This window comes from Allobosea sp. 10L422, assembly GCF_056395345.1.
This window is the reverse complement of record NZ_JBFTJI010000001.1, coordinates 876,523-893,269: the sequence shown is the minus strand read 5'-3', so window position 1 is coordinate 893,269 and position 16,747 is coordinate 876,523. Positions and strand designations below refer to the sequence as shown.

Genomic DNA, 16,747 nt, shown 5'->3' with positions numbered 1-16,747 from the left:
ATGGCCAAAGAGAAATTCGCTCGTACGAAGCCGCACTGCAACATTGGCACGATTGGTCACGTCGACCATGGCAAGACGTCGTTGACGGCTGCGATCACGAAGGTCCTGGCCGAGTCCGGCGGCGCGTCGTTCACGGCGTATGACCAGATCGACAAGGCGCCGGAAGAGAAGGCCCGCGGCATCACGATCTCGACGGCGCACGTCGAGTACGAGACCCCGGCGCGTCACTACGCCCATGTCGACTGCCCCGGCCACGCCGACTACGTGAAGAACATGATCACGGGCGCGGCGCAGATGGACGGCGCGATCCTGGTGGTGTCGGCTGCCGACGGCCCGATGCCGCAGACCCGCGAGCACATCCTGCTGGCGCGCCAGGTCGGCGTTCCCGCGCTGGTGGTGTTCATGAACAAGGTCGATCTCGTCGACGACGCCGAGCTGCTCGAGCTGGTCGAGATGGAGATCCGCGAGCTTCTCTCGAAGTACGACTTCCCGGGCGACGACATCCCGATCACCAAGGGTTCGGCCAAGGCCGCGCTCGACAACGTCACGCCGGAAATCGGCCATGACGCGGTGATCGCGCTGATGAAGACGGTCGACGACTACATCCCGCAGCCGGAGCGTCCGATCGACCAGCCGTTCCTGATGCCGGTCGAGGACGTGTTCTCGATCTCGGGCCGCGGCACGGTGGTGACCGGCCGCGTCGAGCGCGGCATCGTCAAGGTTGGCGAGGAAATCGAGATCGTCGGCCTGAAGGACACCGTGAAGACGACCGTCACGGGCGTCGAGATGTTCCGCAAGCTGCTCGACCAGGGCCAGGCCGGCGACAACATCGGCGCGCTGCTGCGCGGCACGAAGCGCGAGGACGTCGAGCGCGGCCAGGTGCTGTGCAAGCCCCGGAAGGCACGGAGATGGTGATGCCGGGCGACAACATCTCGATGGAGGTGACGCTGATCGCCCCGATCGCGATGGAAGAGAAGCTGCGCTTCGCCATCCGCGAAGGCGGCCGCACCGTCGGCGCCGGCGTCGTCGCTTCGATCATTGCGTAACGCGTTTTCGTGAGGGGCGCGGGCCCTTCGGGCCTTCGCCTCTACACGTCACGGAGAAAACAAGACCATGAACGGTCAGAACATTCGGATCCGCCTCAAGGCGTTCGACCACCGCATCCTCGACGCTTCGACGCGCGAGATCGTGTCGACCGCGAAGCGGACGGGCGCTCAGGTCCGCGGACCGATTCCGCTGCCCACGCTCATCGAGAAGTTCACCGTCAACCGCTCGCCGCACATCGACAAGAAGTCGCGCGAGCAGTTTGAGATGCGGACCCACAAGCGGGTCCTCGACATTGTCGATCCGACTCCCCAGACGGTCGACGCCCTCATGAAGCTTGATCTCGCCGCCGGCGTCGACGTCGAAATCAAGCTCTGATCCGATTGAACGGGTCCTCTGTTTCCGGCGACCCCGGATGGACATGACCCCAGAAGAAGGTGTGCACCGATGCGTTCCGGTGTGATTGCACAGAAAGTCGGGATGACCCGCGTCTTCACGGATGCTGGCGAACATATCCCGGTCACCGTGCTGAAGCTCGACAGCTGCCAGGTTGAAGGGCTTCGCCGGCGGTATGAAGCGCTGGAACTTCGGCGGTCTGCGCGCCACCCACGGCGTCTCGGTCTCGCACCGTTCGATCGGTTCGACCGGCGGCCGTCAGGACCCGGGCAAGACCTTCAAGAACAAGAAGATGCCGGGCCATCTTGGCGCCGAGCGCGTCACGACGCAGAACCTGCGCGTCGTCCAGACGGATGCCGAGCGTGGCCTGATCCTCGTCGAGGGCGCCGTTCCCGGCGTTGCTGGCGGCTGGATCCATGTCCGCGACGCCGTCAAGCGCGCCCTGCCGAAGGATGCGCCGCTGCCGGGCAAGTTCAAGGTTGCCGGCGAGAGCAAGGCGGAAGAGGCTCCTGCGGCCCAGGCTGAGGAGAACGCGTGATGAAATTCGATATCGTCACTCTTGAAGGCGGCAACGCCGGTTCCCTCGAGCTGTCGGATGCGGTGTTCGGCCTCGAGCCGCGCGCTGACCTCCTCGCCCGCATGGTTCGCTATCAGCTCGCCAAGCGTCGCGCCGGGACTCACAAGTCCAAGGGCCGCTCGGAAGTCGATCGCACCCGCAAGAAGATCTACAAGCAGAAGGGCACCGGCGGCGCTCGCCACGGCGCGGCTTCGGCTCCGCAGTTCCGCGGCGGCGGCAAGGCCTTCGGTCCGGTGCTGCGCGACCACGCTCACGACCTTCCCAAGAAGGTCCGCGCGCTCGCTCTGCGCCATGCGCTCTCGGCCAAGGCGAAGGATGCCGGCATCATCGTGATCGACGATGCCACGCTCTCCGAGCCGAAGACCAAGGTGCTGCTCGGCCACTTCGGCAAGCTCGACCTGTCGAGCGCGCTGATCATCGGTGGCGCCGAGATCGATACGAACTTCGGCCTGGCCGCTCGCTCGATCCCGAATGTCGACGTTCTGCCGGTCCAGGGCATCAACGTCTATGACATCCTGCGTCGCGACAAGCTTGTCCTGACGCGTGCGGCTGTCGATGCGCTGGAGGCGCGCTTCAAATGAGCCAGTCCGCCAAGAACCTCGACCCGCGCCACTACGATGTGATCGTGGCGCCGGTCATCACCGAAAAGGCGACGATGCTCTCCGAGCACAACAAGGTCGTCTTCAAGGTTGCCCGCACCGCGACCAAGCCGCAGATCAAGGCGGCGATCGAGAAGCTCTTCGACGTCAAGGTCAAGAGCGTCAACACGATCGTCACCGAAGGCAAGGTCAAGGTCTTCCGTGGCCGCCTCGGCCAGCGCTCGGACGTCAAAAAGGCCGTTGTGACCCTCGAAGAGGGCCACTCGATCGACGTGACCACGGGCCTCTGAGGGAAGGATCGCCATCATGGCTTTGAAACACTTCAAGCCGATCACGCCGAGCCTTCGCCAGCTCGTGATCGTCGACCGCAGCGAGCTCTACAAGGGCAAGCCGGTCAAGACCCTGACCGAGGGCAAGAGCTCCTCGGGCGGCCGCAACAACCTCGGCCGCATCACCGTCCGCTTTCGCGGCGGTGGCCACAAGCGCACGCTGCGCCTCGTCGACTTCAAGCGTCGCGGCAAGGCCGGCATCCCGGCGACCGTCGAGCGGCTCGAGTACGATCCGAACCGGACGGCGTTCATCGCCCTGATCAAGTATCAGGACGGCGAGCAGGCCTACATCCTGGCGCCGCAGCGCCTGGCAGTCGGCGACACCGTCGTCGCGGGTGACAATGTCGACGTGAAGCCCGGCAACGCGGCGCCCATGGGCACGCTGCCGATCGGCACGATCGTCCACAATGTCGAGCTCAAGATCGGCAAGGGCGGCGCTCTGGCCCGCTCCGCCGGCAACTACGCCCAGATCGTCGGTCGCGACCAGGGTTACGTCATCGTCCGCCTGAACTCGGGCGAACAGCGCCTGATCTCGGGCCTGTGCTACGCCACCGTCGGCGCCGTCTCGAACCCGGATCACATGAACCGGAACGACGGCAAGGCTGGTCGCTCGCGCTGGCTCGGCCGCCGTCCGCATAACCGCGGCGTCTCGATGAACCCGGTCGACCATCCGCATGGCGGTGGTGAGGGCCGGACCTCGGGTGGCCGTCATCCGGTCACGCCCTGGGGTCTGCCGACCAAGGGCAAGAAGACCCGCTCGAACAAGCGGACCGATACGTTTATCGTGTCGAGCCGTCACGCCCGCAAGAAGAAGAACTGAGGTCCGTCATGGCGCGTTCGCTTTGGAAAGGTCCGTTTGTCGACGGATACCTCCTGAAGAAGGCAGAGGTCGCCCGGACCTCGGCCCGAAATGAAGTCATCAAGATCTGGAGCCGTCGCTCCACGATCCTGCCGCAGTTCGTCGGTCTGACGTTCGGCGTGTACAACGGACAGAAGCATGTGCCGGTGTCCGTGTCCGAGGAAATGGTGGGTCACAAGTTCGGCGAGTTCTCGCCGACCCGGACCTTCCACGGCCACGCTGCCGACAAGAAGGCGAAGAGGAAGTAAGCCATGGGTAAAGCATCCGCCCCCCGTGCGCTGCCCGAGAACGAAGCGCTTGCGGTCGCCCGCAACCTGCGCGTCTCGCCGCAGAAGCTGAACCTCGTCGCTCAGCTGATCCGCGGCAAGAAGGTCTCGACGGCGCTCGCCGATCTCGAGTTCTCCCGCAAGCGCATCGCGAACGACGTTCGCAAGTGCCTGCAGAGCGCGATCGCCAACGCCGAGAACAATCACGACCTCGACGTCGACGATCTCGTCGTCGCCCAGGCCTTTGTCGGCAAGGCACTCGTCATGAAGCGCTTCCACGCCCGCGCCCGCGGCCGTGGCGCCCGGATCATGAAGCCGTTCTCGAACATCACGATCGTGGTGCGCGAGCAGGCAGCGCAGGCCTGAGGAGAGAACGATGGGTCAGAAAATCAATCCGATCGGCCTGCGCCTCGGCATCAACCGTACCTGGGACTCGCGTTGGTTCGCCAATAAGGGCGAGTACGGCAAGCTGCTGCATGAGGACATGGCGATCCGCGCCGCCCTGATGAAGCTGCTGAAGCAGGCCGCTGTCTCGAAGATCATCATCGAGCGTCCGCACAAGAAGTGCCGCGTCACCATCCACTCGGCTCGTCCGGGCGTGGTGATCGGCAAGAAGGGTGCCGACATCGAGAAGCTCCGCAAGGTGGTCTCGAACCTCACCAAGGCCGATGTGACGATCAACATCGTCGAGGTGCGCAAGCCCGAGATCGACGCGACGCTCGTCGCCGACTCGATCGCGCAGCAGCTCGAGCGCCGTGTCGCCTTCCGTCGTGCCATGAAGCGCGCCGTGCAGTCGGCCATGCGTCTGGGCGCCGAGGGCATCCGCATCAACTGCTCGGGCCGTCTCGGCGGCGCCGAGATCGCCCGCCTCGAATGGTACCGTGAGGGCCGCGTGCCGCTGCATACGCTGCGCGCCGACGTCGATTACGGCGTCGCCACCGCCTTCACGACCTACGGGACGTGCGGCATCAAGGTCTGGATCTTCAAGGGCGAGATCCTGGAACACGACCCGATGGCCCAGGACAAGCGCCTCTCCGACGAGGGCGGCCGTTCCGGCGGCCGCGACCGTGATCACCGCGATCGCGATCGTCGCGAGCAGGCTGCGTAAGGCTGATCGAGAAGAGCCATGCTGCAACCAAAACGCACCAAGTTCCGTAAGCAGTTCAAGGGACGCATCTCCGGCGTCGCCAAGGGCGGCACGGACCTCAACTTCGGCCAGTTCGGCCTGAAGGCACAAGAGCCCGAGCGCGTTACCGCTCGTCAGATCGAGGCGGCCCGCCGCGCGATCACCCGCGCGATGAAGCGCGTCGGCCGCGTCTGGATCCGCGTGTTCCCCGACGTGCCGGTTTCGAAGAAGCCGACCGAAGTCCGCATGGGTAAGGGCAAGGGTTCGCCCGAGTTCTGGGCGGCCAAGGTCAAGCCGGGCCGGATCATGTTCGAGCTCGACGGCGTGTCCGAGGAGATCGCCCGCGAGGCGCTCCGTCTCGGCGCCGCCAAGCTGCCGATCAAGACCCGCTTCATCCAGCGCATCGCCGAGTAAGGGAGGGCGACATGAAAAGCACACAGCGTCTTTCCGACCTGAAGTCGATGAGCACGGACCAGCTCCAGGATGAGTTGCTCAAGCTGAAGAAGGAGCAGTTCAACCTGCGCTTCCAGCGGGCAACGGGCCAGCTCGAGAACACCGCGCGCGTCACCGAACTGCGCAAGGATATCGCCCGCATCAAGACGCTGCAGCGGTCGAAGGCCGTTGCGGCCAGCGCGTGAGGAGAAGATAATGCCTAAGCGCGTGCTCCAGGGCGTCGTCGTCAGCGACAAGCAGAACAAAACTGTTGTGGTTAAGGTCGAGCGGCGTTATACGCACCCGCTCCTCAAGAAGACGGTTCGCCGTACGAAGAACTATCACGCCCATAACGAGGCGGGTTCGTTCAAGATTGGCGATACGGTGTGGATCGAGGAGTCCAAGCCGATTTCCAAGCTGAAAAGCTGGGTTGTGCTCGACGGCGCCCCTAAGGCGTGAGGCGAGACGGCTTTGCCCGGCCCCGAATCAGGGGCGGGCAGGGCGCCTGAAGGAAGCCGGACATGTCTCTCCGCAAAGGTGGAAACCACTTTTGCGGATCGTGTTTTGTTTTGAGGCCAAGGGGGCGATCGACCCCCGTCAGTCGTAGTCCCGAGCAGCGCTGAGGCCGCTCCGGAAACCGCCTGATACACAGATTGGAAGGATCAAGGCCATGATCCAGGTGCAGACGAATCTCGACGTCGCCGACAATTCGGGCGCGCGTCGCGTGATGTGCATCAAGGTTCTCGGCGGGTCGAAGCGCAAGTACGCCGGTGTCGGCGACATTATCGTCGTTTCGATCAAGGAAGCCATTCCGCGCGGTCGCGTGAAGAAGGGCGACGTCATGAAGGCGGTCGTCGTTCGCACCGCCAAGGACGTCAAGCGCGCCGATGGTTCGGTGATCCGGTTCGACCGCAATGCGGCCGTGCTGATCAACAACCAGAAGGAGCCTGTCGGCACGCGTATCTTCGGACCGGTTCCGCGCGAGCTGCGCGCCAAGAACCACATGAAGATCATCTCGCTGGCGCCGGAGGTGCTGTGATGGCTGCGAAAATCAAGAAGGGCGACAAGGTCGTCGTGCTTGCGGGCCGCGACAAGGGTAAGTCGGGCGAAGTGCTGCAGGTTCTGCCGAAGGATGCCCGCGCCGTCGTGCGTGGTGTCAACCTCGTCAAGAAGCACACCAAGCAGTCGCAGACGTCCGAGGGTGGCATCATCTCGAAGGAGGCCACCATCGACCTGTCGAACATCGCCGTGGCCGATCCGAAGGACGGCAAGCCGACCCGCGTTGGTTTCAAGGTGCTCGATGACGGCCGCAAGGTCCGTTTCGCCAAGCGTTCGGGGGATCTGATCGATGGCTGACGCTCAGCAGGCGGCTCTCTCGCCGCGCATGAAGAAGCATTACGAGGACGTCGTTCGTCCCGCGATGATCGCCGAATTCGGCTACAAGAACGTCATGGAAGTGCCGACGATCGAGAAGATCGTCATCAACATGGGCGTTGGCGAAGCGACGGCCGACCGCAAGAAGGTCGACAACGCCGCCGGCGATCTCGCCATGATCGCCGGTCAGAAGCCGGTCATCACCAAGTCCCGCCTCGCGATCGCCGGCTTCAAGCTGCGCGAGAACATGGCGGTTGGCTGCAAGGTCACGCTGCGCAAGACCAAGATGTTCGAGTTCGTCGACCGGCTCGTCACCATCGCCTTGCCGCGCGTGCGCGACTTCCGGGGCCTCAACCCGAAGTCGTTCGACGGGCGCGGTAACTTCGCGCTCGGGATCAAGGAGCACATCGTGTTCCCCGAGATCAACTACGACAAGGTCGACCAGGTCTGGGGCATGGACGTGATCGTCTGCACGACTGCGAAGTCGGACGACGAGGCGCGCGCTCTGCTCAAGCACTTCAACTTCCCGTTCCGGCAGTGAACCTAAGCGTTCATACGCGGAAACCAGGAGAGATCGATGGCTAAGAAAAGCTCCGTCGAGAACAACGAGCGCCGCAGGAAGCTGGTGAAGAAATTCGCCGGCCGCCGGGCCCGTTTGCTCGCAATTGCCAATGATGACAACCAGCCCATGGACGAGCGTTTCCTCGCTCGCCTCAAGCTGGCCGAACTGCCGCGCAACTCGGCCAAGATCCGCATCCGCAATCGCTGCGAGGTGACGGGCCGTCCGCGTGCGTTCTATCGCAAGCTGAAGATGTCGCGTGTCGCGCTGCGTGAGCTCGGCAACAAGGGGCTGGTTCCCGGCCTCGTGAAGTCGAGCTGGTAAGGAGGACTGGACAATGGCGATCATTGATCCGCTCGGCGATATGCTGACCCGCATCCGGAATGCGCAGCTGCGCCGCAAGTCGCGCGTTTCCACCCCTGGTTCGAAGCTGCGCGCCCGCGTGCTCGACGTTCTGCAGTCCGAGGGTTATATCCGCGGCTACAGCCAGACCGAGTTCGGCAACGGCCGGACGGAGTTCGACATCGAGCTGAAGTATCACGAGGGCCAGCCGGTCATCCGGTCGATCTCGCGTGTTTCGAAGCCCGGCCGCCGCGTCTACTCGTCGGTCGAGACCATGCCGCGCGTGGCCGACGGCCTTGGCGTGACGATCGTCTCGACGCCGCGTGGCGTGATGGCTGATCATGTGGCCCGCGAGCAGAACGTGGGCGGCGAAGTGCTCTGCAAGGTCTTCTGACCTTACAGGCGCCGCTCATCTTCAGGAGAGATCCAATGTCTCGTATCGGTAAGAAGCCGGTTTCGGTTCCCGCGGGCGTCACCGCCACGGTCACCGGCCAGCTCGTCAAGATCAAGGGCTCGAAGGGCGAGCTCTCCTTCGAGGTGCCCGAGGACGTCTCGGTTGCCATGGAGGACGGCGCGATCGCGGTTCAGCCGCGTTCGCAGTCGAAGCGCGCCCGCGCGCTCTGGGGCACCTCGCGCGCCCGCATCAACAACCTCGTCGTCGGCACCACCGCCGGCTTCGAGAAGCGCCTCGAGATCAACGGCGTCGGCTACAAGGCCGCCGTCAACGGCAAGGTGCTGAAGCTGTCGCTCGGCTTCAGCCATGATATCGACTACGAAATTCCGGCCGGTGTCGCGATCGTGACGCCGAAGCCGACGGAGATCGTCGTCACCGGTATCGACAAGCAGATCGTCGGCCAGACCGCCGCGGAAATCCGCGACTATCGTGGCCCCGAGCCCTACAAGGGCAAGGGCGTCAAGTACGCCGGCGAGTTCATCTTCCGCAAGGAAGGCAAGAAGAAGTAAGGACGCCAGCCATGAGCAAGCAGAACGATGTGACTGCGCGCCGCAAGGCTCGCGTCCGCCGCGCGATCAAGGCGGTTGCCAACGGTCGCCCGCGCCTCTCGGTGCATCGCACCGGCAAGCAGATCTACGCCCAGGTCATCGACGACGTGAACGGGGTCACCCTCGCTTCGGCCTCGTCGCTCGACAAGGACGTGCGCGCCCAGATCAAGTCGGGCGCCAATGTCGAGGCGGCCGGCCAGATCGGCAAGATTGTCGCCGAGCGCGCGGTCAAGGCCGGCGTGACGGACGTGGTCTTCGATCGCGGTCCCTATATGTACCACGGCCGCGTCAAGGCGCTGGCCGATGCAGCCCGCGAGGGCGGCCTCAAGTTCTGAGGTTATCGGGTTTCGCCCGGTTCGGCGCTTGCGCCGGCCGGGCGGCATCCGTTTTCAGCTTCCCCCGCGCAATGAGGCACGGGGTTAGGCTCGAGCGAGCGGCGTGAGGCTCAGACCTTCGTCCGCGCAAGTAAGAGGAAAGACATGGCTAGAGAGCCGCGTGAGCGCCGGGATAGCGAGGATCGCGATTCCGAATTCGTGGATAAGCTCGTCCACATCAACCGCGTCGCCAAGGTGGTGAAGGGTGGTCGTCGCTTCGGCTTCGCCGCGCTCGTCGTCGTCGGCGACCAGAAGGGCCGCGTCGGCTTCGGCCACGGCAAGGCCCGTGAGGTTCCCGAGGCGATCCGCAAGGCGACGGAAGCCGCCAAGCGTGGCCTCGTCCGCATCCCGCTGCGCGAGGGCCGCACCCTCCATCACGACGTGCAGGGCCGCCACGGCGCCGGCAAGGTCGTGCTGCGCGCTGCTCCGGCTGGTACCGGCATCATCGCCGGCGGTCCGATGCGCGCCGTCTTCGAGGCGGTCGGCATGCAGGACGTCGTGTCGAAGTCGCTCGGCTCCTCCAACCCGTACAACCTCGTGCGCGCCACTTTCGACGCGCTGAAGAACGAGGACAGCCCGCGCTCGGTCGCGGCTCGTCGCTCGCTCAAGGTTTCGGCCCTGCAGACCCGTCGCCGCGATGCCGGCACGGATGCGGCCGCGGAAGCGTGAGGAGGGATTCATGGCAAAGGCTGAGAAGACCTTCACCGTCGAGCAGATCGGCTCCCCGATCCGCCGCGACGCCACCCAGCGCCAGACCCTCATCGGTCTCGGCCTGAACAAGATCCGCCGCCGCTCGACCCTCCAGGACACCCCCGCGGTGCGTGGCATGGTCGAGAAGGTCAAGCACCTCGTGCGCGTCGTCGACGCGAACTGAGGAGGGCGACACATGAAACTCAACGAGATTCGTGACAACGAAGGCGCTCTCAAGGAGCGCATCCGCGTCGGCCGTGGTATCGGCTCGGGCAAGGGCAAGACCGGCGGCCGTGGCGTGAAGGGTCAGACCTCGCGCGCCGGCGTCGCCATCAAGGGCTTCGAAGGCGGCCAGATGCCGCTCTATCGCCGCCTGCCGAAGCGCGGCTTCAACAACCTGTTCGCCAAGGATCTGAACGAGGTCAACCTCGGTCGCATCCAGCAGGCCGTGGAAGCCGGGAAGCTCGATGCCAAGGGCGCCGTGACCATCGAGGCGCTTGTCGCCGCCGGTGTCATCACCCGCCAGGCCAAGGACGGCGTCAAGATCCTCGGCGTCGGCGAGCTCAAGACCAAGCTCGCTTTCGAGGTGGCTGGCGCGTCGAAGTCGGCCGTCGCTGCGATCGAGAAGGCTGGCGGCACGGTCAAGATTCTGGCTGCTGCTTCGCAGGCGTGATCCGCGAGCAGGATGCGAAAAAGTGGGAACCGGTTTTTCGCATGAATCCTGCTCTCGTTTTTTGATAAGAGACGGATTCAGCTTCGAGATGGAAACGCTTTGCGCTTCCATCTGGAACCATCCGGCTCTAGCGCCTACATGACGTTTGCGAACGGCGGCCGGGCCAACGCCCAGGCCGCCGTTCGACTGTTTGACGCAAAGCGCACGACCCGAAAACGCACCGCGAGCGCGGCAGGGGATGTGCTTCACTGACTGACTTGAGACCCAAGGACCGGACGCATGGCATCGGCGGCTGAACAGCTTGCGGCAAACCTCAATTTCGGGGCCTTCGCCAAGGCGGACGAACTCAAGAAGCGAATCTGGTTCACGCTGGGCGCGCTCGTCGTCTACCGGCTGGGCACCTACATCCCGCTGCCGGGCATGAACCCGGACGCGGTCGCCGATCTCTTCCGCCAGTCGCAGAGCGGCGTGCTCGGCATGTTCAACATGTTCTCCGGCGGTGCCGTCGGCCGCCTCGCCATTTTCGCGCTGGCGATCATGCCGTACATCTCGGCCTCGATCATCGTGCAGCTGCTGTCCAGCGTCATCCCGAGCTTCGAGGCGCTGAAGAAGGAAGGCGAGCAGGGCCGCAAGACCCTCAACCAGTACACCCGCTACCTGACGCTGGTGCTGGCGGTGTTCCAGGCCTATGCGATCGGCGTCGGCCTGCAGGGTTCGGGCAACCTCGTCCTCGAACCTGGGCCGTTCTTCCTGCTCTCGACCACGCTCACGCTCGTCGGCGGCACCATGTTCCTGCTGTGGCTGGGCGAGCAGATCACCAGCCGCGGCATCGGCAACGGCACCTCGATGATCATCTTCGGGGGCATCATCGCCGAATTCCCGTCGCAGCTTGCCCAGACTCTCGAGCTCGGCCGCCAGGGCGCGATCTCGACCGGGCTGCTGCTCGGCATCCTGGTGATGGCGGTTTGCGTCATCGCCTTCTGCGTGTTCATGGAGCGCGCGCAGCGCCGCCTGCTGATCAACTATCCGAAGCGCCAGGTCGGCAACCGCATGTATGAGGGCCAGACCTCGTTCCTGCCGCTGAAGCTGAACACCTCGGGCGTCATTCCGCCGATCTTCGCCTCGTCGCTGCTGCTGCTGCCGACGACGGTCGCCAGCTTCTCGCAGGCCTCGGGCGGCACGGGCTTCCTGTCGATCATCGCGACCTATCTCGCCCATGGCCGGCCGCTGTTCATGGTCCTCTACGCAGCGCTGATCATCTTCTTCTGCTTCTTCTACACCGCGATCGTGTTCAACCCGGTCGAGACGGCGGATAACCTCAAGAAGCATGGCGGCTTCATGCCGGGCATCCGCCCGGGCGAGCGCACCGCCGAGCATATCGACCGCATCCTCAGCCGCATCACTGTTCTCGGCGCCGGGTATCTGACCATCGTCTGCCTTATCCCCGAGTTCATGATCACCTATGCTCAGATCCCGATCATCCTGCTGGGCGGCACTTCGCTGCTCATCGTGGTGACGACGACGATGGACACCGTGGCTCAAGTTCACGGACATCTGCTGGCCCATCAATATGAGGGGCTGGTCAAGAAGGCTAAATTGCGAGGAGCGAGGCGCTAAATGCGGTTGATTTTCCTGGGGCCGCCGGGGGCGGGGAAGGGCACTCAGGCGGCGCGCATCGTCGCGAAGCACGGCATTCCTCAACTGTCGACCGGCGACATGCTGCGCGCGGCAGTCGCGGCGGGCACGCCGATCGGTCAGAAGGCCAAGGCGGTGATGGATGCGGGCGGGCTGGTTTCGGACGATATCGTCATCGGCATCGTCGCTGATCGCATCGAGGAGCCGGACGCGAAGAAGGGCTTCATCCTCGACGGCTTTCCGCGCACGCTCGCGCAGGCCGAAGCGCTTGACCGGATGCTCGAGGGCAAAGGGCTGAAGCTCGACGCGGTGCTCGAACTCACGGTCGACCAGAGCAAGCTCGTGGACCGCATCGTCCGTCGCGCCGAAGAGGCGAGGGCGGCTGGCCAGCCGGTCCGCAAGGACGATGATCCGGAGGTCTTCAAGACCCGGCTTGAGGCGTATAACCGCGACACGGCGATTGTCGCGCCTTACTACGAGAAGCGTGGCCAGCTGACGGCGATCGACGGAATGCAGCCGATCGACAGCGTCTCGGAAGCGATCGCGAACGCGTTGTCGGTGGCCGCTCAGGGCTGATCCGCAAGCAGCGAAGAGAAATTCGAACCCGGATGGGCGATGCCCGTCCGGGTTTTTCGATTCCGGTGCGTTTTTGCGCGCCTGCCTTTGCCTTTTCTCGCTTCGCCCGTGCGTTGACAGGTGCCGGGCCGCCGGATGTGCTGGACACAAGTCGTGAAAAGCGGCGTGGAGCACCTTCGACCGGGAGGCGAAGCGACCTTCCAGTCCGGTCCGGTGCAGGACAGGGAGCAGGCGCATGACGAGGTGGGGTGCATTGCTGTTCGCGAGTACGCTGGCGCTGATGCCGGCGGCGGCGCGGGCGCAGGATGCGGTCAAGATCGGCATCCTCAACGACCAGTCGGGCAACTATGCCGAATTCGGCGGTCTCGGCTCGGTCGAGGCTGCGAAGCTGGCGATCGAGGACTTCGGTGGCTCCGTGCTCGGCAAGCCGATCGAGATCGTCGCGGCCGATCATCAGAACAAGCCCGACATTGCGGCCGGCCTGGCAAGGCGCTGGTACGATGCCGACGGGGTCACCGCGATCGCGGATCTGACCAATTCGGCTGTAGCGCTCGCCGTCGCTGGCATCGCCAAGGAACGGCAGAAGGTCGCGCTCTATAACGGGCCGGCGACGACGAGGCTGTTCAACGAGGACTGCTCGCCGACCGGCTTCATGTGGACTTTCGACACCGCGACCTCGGCCAAGGGCACGGCGCTGTCCGTCCTGCGCGAGGGCGGCAACAGCTGGTACATCATTGCCGCCGACTACGCCTTCGGCCATCAGCTCACAGCCGATATCGAGGCGATCGTCGCGGCCAATGGCGGCAAGACGCTGGGCACGGTGCGCGCACCTCTCGGATCGCCGGACTTCTCCTCCTTCCTGCTGCAGGCGCAGGCCTCAAAGGCCAAGATCGTCGCCTTCGCCAATGCCGGCACGGACACGATCAATTCGATCAAGCAGGCCGGCGAGTTCGGCCTGGTCGATGGCGGCCAGAAGCTCGCCGCCATGGTCGTGGTGCTCAGCGACGTCCACGGCCTCGGGCTCGACAAGGCCAAGGGGTTGATCACGACGACCGCCTATTACCATGACGCGGACAAGCCGAGCCGCGCCTTCGCCGACCGCTACATGGCGCGGACCAAGAAGATGCCGGGCATGATCCAGGCGAGCGTCTATTCCTCGGTGCTGCACTATCTCAAGGCGGTGAAGGCGGTGGGCACGGCCGCAGGCCCCGCAGTCGCGGCCAAGATGAAGGAGCTGCCGGTCGACGACTTCTACGCGCCCGGTGCAAAGGTCCGCGAGGACGGCCGGCTGATGAACGACATGCTGCTGGTCGAGGTGAAGGCGCCGGCCGATTCGAAGGCGCCGTGGGACTACTTCAAGGTCGTCCGCAGGATCCCCGCGGCCGAGATCATCGCCCCGCTTTCGGAGAGCAAATGCAATCTGGTGAAGAAGTAAGGGCGCACACCGGAAGCTGGGTCATTCTCGGGCGCAGCGAAGCGGAGACCCGAGAAACCCCTGGGAGAGGGGTTGCGAATCTCCTTCGTCACGAGATGCTCGGGCCAAGCCCGAGCATGACGGCGAATATCCAGTCCAACCTCGATGCCAACAGTCTTGGCATGTTTCTTGGTTGCACCGGTTGACTCGGGACGGGCAACCCGTTAACGAGCCGCAATCCGGTTTCATGCGAGCGATGCCGTTGCCTTTGTGAAAGGGGACGACGTCGCGTTATCGCGTGGAGCCGTTCAACGTCCTGCATGAGCCGGCCTCCACCGGACGCGGGATTTTTCCCACCGCTGGGGTGCCATCGGGTGCTTCGGCCGACATGGAGATGAGACCATGGCTCGTATCGCGGGCGTTAACATTCCGACCGGCAAGCGCGTCGTCATCGGCCTTCAGTACATCCACGGCATTGGTGCGGCCAAGGCTCAGGAGATCGTCGAGAAGGTCGGCATCGCGCCCGAGCGCCGCGTTAACCAGCTGACCGACGCCGAAGTCCTGCAGATCCGCGAGACGATCGACCGCGACTATCTCGTCGAGGGCGATCTGCGCCGCGAGGTCTCGATGAACATCAAGCGCCTGATGGACCTCGGCTGCTATCGCGGCCTGCGTCATCGCCGCTCGCTGCCGGTTCGCGGCCAGCGCACACACACCAACGCCCGTACCCGCAAGGGCAAGGCGAAGCCGATCGCCGGCAAGAAGAAGTGATTTCCGCGGGCCGCTTGTTCGGCCCGCTGTCTATACGCCGGCCGGTCCGCTCACGGGCCGCCGGCATCCCCAGCGCCTGGCATGACGGGCGCGCCTGAAGGATGGAAGAAGAGATATGGCCAAGGAAGCCCAGCGCGTCCGTCGTCGCGAACGCAAGAACATCGTCTCCGGCGTCGCGCATGTGAACGCCTCGTTCAACAACACCATGATCACCATCACCGACGCGCAGGGCAACACGATCTCGTGGTCGTCGGCCGGCACGATGGGTTTCAAGGGCTCGCGCAAGTCGACCCCGTATGCCGCGCAGGTTGCGGCTGAGGATGCCGCCCGCAAGGCTGCCGAGCACGGCATGCGCACCCTCGAGGTCGAGGTGACCGGTCCGGGTTCGGGCCGCGAGTCGGCGCTGCGCGCGCTGCAGGCCGCGGGCTTCACCGTGACCTCGATCCGCGACGTCACGCCGATCCCGCACAATGGCTGCCGTCCGCGCAAGCGCCGTCGCGTCTGACGTCTGACCATTGCAAGAGGCGCCCGCAGGGGCGGGCGCCTGTCCGGGGCGGCGTAAGCCGCCAGATGAATTCAGCACCAGGAGTGCGGTCGTGATCAGCAAGAACTGGCAGGATCTTTCCAAGCCGAACAAGCTCGAAGTCAAGGTCGGAGACGACCCGAAGCGTCTGGCCACCGTGATCGCGCGTCCGCTCGAGCGCGGCTTCGGCATGACGCTCGGCAATGCGCTGCGTCGCGTGCTCCTGTCGTCGCTCCAGGGCGCGGCCGTCACCGCCGTCCAGATCGACGGCGTGCTGCACGAGTTCTCCTCGATCCCGGGCGTTCGCGAGGACGTCACCGATATCGTCCTCAATATCAAGGCCATCGCGGTCAAGATGCAGGGCGAGGGCCCGAAGCGCATGACACTGCGCAAGTCCGGCCCCGGCACCGTCACCGCCGGCGACATCAACACCATCGGCGACGTCTCGATCCTCAACCCGGACCTCGTGCTCTGCACGCTGGACGATGGGGCCGAGATCCGCATGGAGTTCACGGTCAACACCGGCAAGGGCTACGTCCCGGCCGAGCAGAACCGCCCCGAGGACGCGCCGATCGGCCTGATCCCGGTCGACAGCCTCTATTCGCCGGTCAAGAAGGTCTCCTACCGCGTCGAGAACACCCGCGAGGGCCAGAACCTCGACAAGGACGCGCTGACGCTGGCGATCGAGACCAATGGCTCGGTTTCGCCCGAGGACGCGTTGGCGCTTGCCGCCCGCATCCTGCAGGACCAGCTCGCCGTCTTCATCACCTTCGAGGAGCCGCGCAAGGAAGAGGCCGTCTCGACCGCGCCGCAGCTGCCCTTCAACCCGGCGCTGCTCAAGAAGGTGGACGAGCTCGAACTCTCGGTCCGCTCGGCCAACTGCCTCAAGAACGACAACATCGTCTATATCGGCGACCTCATCCAGAAGTCCGAGGGCGAGATGCTGCGCACCCCGAACTTCGGCCGCAAGTCGCTGAACGAGATCAAGGAAGTGCTGGCGACCATGGGCCTGCATCTGGGCATGGACGTCCAGGGCTGGCCGCCGGAGAACATCGAAGAGCTGGCCAAGCGCTTCGAAGAGCACTACTGAGCCTCAACCGGCGCGGGAGGCATCCCGCGCCATCCCGCCCGGCTCATCCGAGCCGGAGCATAAGGAACGGCCGTTCCGTGGCACGGCGGCCGTAAG

At 64.8% G+C, this 16,747-nt stretch carries 26 protein-coding genes and 2 pseudogenes; all 28 read left to right on the top strand.

All coding sequences use genetic code 11. The annotated features are described in order from the left end of the window. Nucleotides 1-1,046 (top strand): annotated as a pseudogene (gene tuf / locus AC1DEZ_RS04295) (elongation factor Tu); the annotation flags it as partial. 67 nt (nt 1,047-1,113) lie between these two features. Further along, nucleotides 1,114-1,422 (top strand): 30S ribosomal protein S10, encoded by a 309-nt coding sequence (gene rpsJ, locus AC1DEZ_RS04290; RefSeq protein WP_043237115.1) that lies wholly within the window; start codon nt 1,114-1,116, stop codon nt 1,420-1,422. Nucleotides 1,423-1,491: 69 nt separating this feature from the next. Further along, nucleotides 1,492-1,978 (top strand): annotated as a pseudogene (locus AC1DEZ_RS04285) (large ribosomal subunit protein uL3). After that, nucleotides 1,978-2,598 (top strand): 50S ribosomal protein L4, encoded by a 621-nt coding sequence (gene rplD / locus AC1DEZ_RS04280; RefSeq protein ID WP_441512846.1) that lies wholly within the window; start codon nt 1,978-1,980, stop codon nt 2,596-2,598. The pseudogene AC1DEZ_RS04285 and the gene rplD overlap by 1 nt, the downstream one beginning before the upstream one ends. Beyond that, entirely contained in the window at nt 2,595-2,906 is a 312-nt protein-coding gene (locus AC1DEZ_RS04275; RefSeq protein WP_149128651.1) for a 50S ribosomal protein L23, read from the top strand. The genes rplD and AC1DEZ_RS04275 overlap by 4 nt, the downstream gene beginning before the upstream one ends. Before the next feature lie 16 nt (nt 2,907-2,922). Then, nucleotides 2,923-3,765, top strand: coding sequence for a 50S ribosomal protein L2 (gene rplB / locus AC1DEZ_RS04270; RefSeq protein ID WP_441512845.1), 843 nt, complete (start codon nt 2,923-2,925; stop codon nt 3,763-3,765). 8 nt (nt 3,766-3,773) lie between these two features. After that, nucleotides 3,774-4,052: a 30S ribosomal protein S19 gene (rpsS, locus tag AC1DEZ_RS04265; protein WP_441470739.1), complete on the top strand. Its 279-nt coding sequence runs from the start codon at nt 3,774-3,776 to the stop codon at nt 4,050-4,052. A 3-nt stretch (nt 4,053-4,055) separates the two neighbouring features. Beyond that, complete coding sequence (gene rplV, locus AC1DEZ_RS04260) at nt 4,056-4,436, top strand: 50S ribosomal protein L22 (RefSeq protein WP_441512844.1); 381 nt, start codon at nt 4,056-4,058, stop codon at nt 4,434-4,436. Between the two features lie 10 nt (nt 4,437-4,446). Continuing rightward, a complete protein-coding gene (gene rpsC, locus AC1DEZ_RS04255) occupies nt 4,447-5,178 on the top strand; it encodes a 30S ribosomal protein S3 (protein WP_441512843.1) in 732 nt (243 codons plus the stop codon). Nucleotides 5,179-5,196: 18 nt separating this feature from the next. Next, the gene (gene rplP, locus AC1DEZ_RS04250; protein ID WP_112581124.1) at nt 5,197-5,610 is read left to right on the top strand and encodes a 50S ribosomal protein L16; all 414 of its coding nucleotides are present in this window, start codon (nt 5,197-5,199) and stop codon (nt 5,608-5,610) included. An 11-nt stretch (nt 5,611-5,621) separates the two neighbouring features. After that, nucleotides 5,622-5,834: a 50S ribosomal protein L29 gene (gene rpmC, locus AC1DEZ_RS04245; RefSeq protein WP_400506013.1), complete on the top strand. Its 213-nt coding sequence runs from the start codon at nt 5,622-5,624 to the stop codon at nt 5,832-5,834. 10 nt (nt 5,835-5,844) lie between these two features. Further along, nucleotides 5,845-6,087 (top strand): 30S ribosomal protein S17, encoded by a 243-nt coding sequence (gene rpsQ, locus AC1DEZ_RS04240; protein WP_441512842.1) that lies wholly within the window; start codon nt 5,845-5,847, stop codon nt 6,085-6,087. 211 nt (nt 6,088-6,298) lie between these two features. Then, entirely contained in the window at nt 6,299-6,667 is a 369-nt protein-coding gene (gene rplN, locus AC1DEZ_RS04235; RefSeq protein ID WP_055730187.1) for a 50S ribosomal protein L14, read from the top strand. Next, nucleotides 6,667-6,984 (top strand): 50S ribosomal protein L24, encoded by a 318-nt coding sequence (gene rplX / locus AC1DEZ_RS04230; RefSeq protein ID WP_377838317.1) that lies wholly within the window; start codon nt 6,667-6,669, stop codon nt 6,982-6,984. The genes rplN and rplX overlap by 1 nt, the downstream gene beginning before the upstream one ends. Beyond that, the gene (rplE, locus tag AC1DEZ_RS04225) at nt 6,977-7,543 is read left to right on the top strand and encodes a 50S ribosomal protein L5 (protein ID WP_476778751.1); all 567 of its coding nucleotides are present in this window, start codon (nt 6,977-6,979) and stop codon (nt 7,541-7,543) included. The genes rplX and rplE overlap by 8 nt, the downstream gene beginning before the upstream one ends. A gap of 36 nt (nt 7,544-7,579) precedes the next feature. Beyond that, nucleotides 7,580-7,885 carry a 30S ribosomal protein S14 gene (rpsN, locus tag AC1DEZ_RS04220; RefSeq protein WP_199085556.1) on the top strand — a complete coding sequence of 102 codons (306 nt, stop codon included), beginning with the start codon at nt 7,580-7,582 and terminating at the stop codon, nt 7,883-7,885. A 13-nt stretch (nt 7,886-7,898) separates the two neighbouring features. Beyond that, nucleotides 7,899-8,297, top strand: coding sequence for a 30S ribosomal protein S8 (gene rpsH / locus AC1DEZ_RS04215; RefSeq protein WP_400506018.1), 399 nt, complete (start codon nt 7,899-7,901; stop codon nt 8,295-8,297). Nucleotides 8,298-8,332: 35 nt separating this feature from the next. Then, nucleotides 8,333-8,866 carry a 50S ribosomal protein L6 gene (gene rplF / locus AC1DEZ_RS04210; RefSeq protein WP_441512841.1) on the top strand — a complete coding sequence of 178 codons (534 nt, stop codon included), beginning with the start codon at nt 8,333-8,335 and terminating at the stop codon, nt 8,864-8,866. Between the two features lie 11 nt (nt 8,867-8,877). Beyond that, a complete protein-coding gene (gene rplR / locus AC1DEZ_RS04205) occupies nt 8,878-9,240 on the top strand; it encodes a 50S ribosomal protein L18 (RefSeq protein WP_441512840.1) in 363 nt (120 codons plus the stop codon). A 144-nt stretch (nt 9,241-9,384) separates the two neighbouring features. Further along, a complete protein-coding gene (gene rpsE, locus AC1DEZ_RS04200; RefSeq protein ID WP_262333094.1) occupies nt 9,385-9,948 on the top strand; it encodes a 30S ribosomal protein S5 in 564 nt (187 codons plus the stop codon). Between the two features lie 10 nt (nt 9,949-9,958). Beyond that, complete coding sequence (rpmD, locus tag AC1DEZ_RS04195; protein ID WP_441512839.1) at nt 9,959-10,153, top strand: 50S ribosomal protein L30; 195 nt, start codon at nt 9,959-9,961, stop codon at nt 10,151-10,153. 12 nt (nt 10,154-10,165) lie between these two features. Beyond that, nucleotides 10,166-10,642 carry a 50S ribosomal protein L15 gene (gene rplO, locus AC1DEZ_RS04190; RefSeq protein ID WP_441512838.1) on the top strand — a complete coding sequence of 159 codons (477 nt, stop codon included), beginning with the start codon at nt 10,166-10,168 and terminating at the stop codon, nt 10,640-10,642. 279 nt (nt 10,643-10,921) lie between these two features. After that, complete coding sequence (gene secY, locus AC1DEZ_RS04185; protein WP_441512837.1) at nt 10,922-12,259, top strand: preprotein translocase subunit SecY; 1,338 nt, start codon at nt 10,922-10,924, stop codon at nt 12,257-12,259. Beyond that, nucleotides 12,260-12,853: an adenylate kinase gene (locus AC1DEZ_RS04180; protein WP_441470732.1), complete on the top strand. Its 594-nt coding sequence runs from the start codon at nt 12,260-12,262 to the stop codon at nt 12,851-12,853. Nucleotides 12,854-13,088: 235 nt separating this feature from the next. After that, complete coding sequence (locus AC1DEZ_RS04175; protein WP_476778750.1) at nt 13,089-14,288, top strand: ABC transporter substrate-binding protein; 1,200 nt, start codon at nt 13,089-13,091, stop codon at nt 14,286-14,288. A 381-nt stretch (nt 14,289-14,669) separates the two neighbouring features. Beyond that, complete coding sequence (gene rpsM, locus AC1DEZ_RS04170; protein WP_112581136.1) at nt 14,670-15,038, top strand: 30S ribosomal protein S13; 369 nt, start codon at nt 14,670-14,672, stop codon at nt 15,036-15,038. Nucleotides 15,039-15,153: 115 nt separating this feature from the next. Then, on the top strand, nt 15,154-15,543 hold the full coding sequence (gene rpsK, locus AC1DEZ_RS04165) for a 30S ribosomal protein S11 (protein ID WP_043237079.1): 390 nt from the start codon (nt 15,154-15,156) through the stop codon (nt 15,541-15,543). 91 nt (nt 15,544-15,634) lie between these two features. Next, nucleotides 15,635-16,651, top strand: a complete 1,017-nt coding sequence (locus AC1DEZ_RS04160; RefSeq protein ID WP_441512835.1) for a DNA-directed RNA polymerase subunit alpha — start codon at nt 15,635-15,637, stop codon at nt 16,649-16,651. The last annotated feature ends 96 nt before the right edge of the window (nt 16,652-16,747 follow it).

Bases quoted from the DNA above. Each gene is read 5' to 3' on its own strand.
- rpsN (WP_199085556.1), top strand. From the start codon at position 7,580: ATGGCTAAGAAAAGCTCCGTCGAGAACAACGAGCGCCGCAGGAAGCTG.
- rpsJ (WP_043237115.1), top strand. From the start codon at position 1,114: ATGAACGGTCAGAACATTCGGATCCGCCTCAAGGCGTTCGACCACCGC.
- rpsC (WP_441512843.1), top strand. From the start codon at position 4,447: ATGGGTCAGAAAATCAATCCGATCGGCCTGCGCCTCGGCATCAACCGT.
- rpmD (WP_441512839.1), top strand. From the start codon at position 9,959: ATGGCAAAGGCTGAGAAGACCTTCACCGTCGAGCAGATCGGCTCCCCG.
- rplR (WP_441512840.1), top strand. From the start codon at position 8,878: ATGAGCAAGCAGAACGATGTGACTGCGCGCCGCAAGGCTCGCGTCCGC.
- rplO (WP_441512838.1), top strand. From the start codon at position 10,166: ATGAAACTCAACGAGATTCGTGACAACGAAGGCGCTCTCAAGGAGCGC.
- rpsK (WP_043237079.1), top strand. From the start codon at position 15,154: ATGGCCAAGGAAGCCCAGCGCGTCCGTCGTCGCGAACGCAAGAACATC.
- rpsE (WP_262333094.1), top strand. From the start codon at position 9,385: ATGGCTAGAGAGCCGCGTGAGCGCCGGGATAGCGAGGATCGCGATTCC.
- AC1DEZ_RS04180 (WP_441470732.1), top strand. From the start codon at position 12,260: ATGCGGTTGATTTTCCTGGGGCCGCCGGGGGCGGGGAAGGGCACTCAG.
- rplP (WP_112581124.1), top strand. From the start codon at position 5,197: ATGCTGCAACCAAAACGCACCAAGTTCCGTAAGCAGTTCAAGGGACGC.
- AC1DEZ_RS04175 (WP_476778750.1), top strand. From the start codon at position 13,089: ATGACGAGGTGGGGTGCATTGCTGTTCGCGAGTACGCTGGCGCTGATG.
- rplN (WP_055730187.1), top strand. From the start codon at position 6,299: ATGATCCAGGTGCAGACGAATCTCGACGTCGCCGACAATTCGGGCGCG.
- rplV (WP_441512844.1), top strand. From the start codon at position 4,056: ATGGGTAAAGCATCCGCCCCCCGTGCGCTGCCCGAGAACGAAGCGCTT.
- rpsQ (WP_441512842.1), top strand. From the start codon at position 5,845: ATGCCTAAGCGCGTGCTCCAGGGCGTCGTCGTCAGCGACAAGCAGAAC.
- rpsM (WP_112581136.1), top strand. From the start codon at position 14,670: ATGGCTCGTATCGCGGGCGTTAACATTCCGACCGGCAAGCGCGTCGTC.
- rplB (WP_441512845.1), top strand. From the start codon at position 2,923: ATGGCTTTGAAACACTTCAAGCCGATCACGCCGAGCCTTCGCCAGCTC.
- rplD (WP_441512846.1), top strand. From the start codon at position 1,978: ATGAAATTCGATATCGTCACTCTTGAAGGCGGCAACGCCGGTTCCCTC.
- secY (WP_441512837.1), top strand. From the start codon at position 10,922: ATGGCATCGGCGGCTGAACAGCTTGCGGCAAACCTCAATTTCGGGGCC.
- rpsS (WP_441470739.1), top strand. From the start codon at position 3,774: ATGGCGCGTTCGCTTTGGAAAGGTCCGTTTGTCGACGGATACCTCCTG.
- rpsH (WP_400506018.1), top strand. From the start codon at position 7,899: ATGGCGATCATTGATCCGCTCGGCGATATGCTGACCCGCATCCGGAAT.
- AC1DEZ_RS04275 (WP_149128651.1), top strand. From the start codon at position 2,595: ATGAGCCAGTCCGCCAAGAACCTCGACCCGCGCCACTACGATGTGATC.
- rpmC (WP_400506013.1), top strand. From the start codon at position 5,622: ATGAAAAGCACACAGCGTCTTTCCGACCTGAAGTCGATGAGCACGGAC.
- rplX (WP_377838317.1), top strand. From the start codon at position 6,667: ATGGCTGCGAAAATCAAGAAGGGCGACAAGGTCGTCGTGCTTGCGGGC.
- rplE (WP_476778751.1), top strand. From the start codon at position 6,977: ATGGCTGACGCTCAGCAGGCGGCTCTCTCGCCGCGCATGAAGAAGCAT.
- rplF (WP_441512841.1), top strand. From the start codon at position 8,333: ATGTCTCGTATCGGTAAGAAGCCGGTTTCGGTTCCCGCGGGCGTCACC.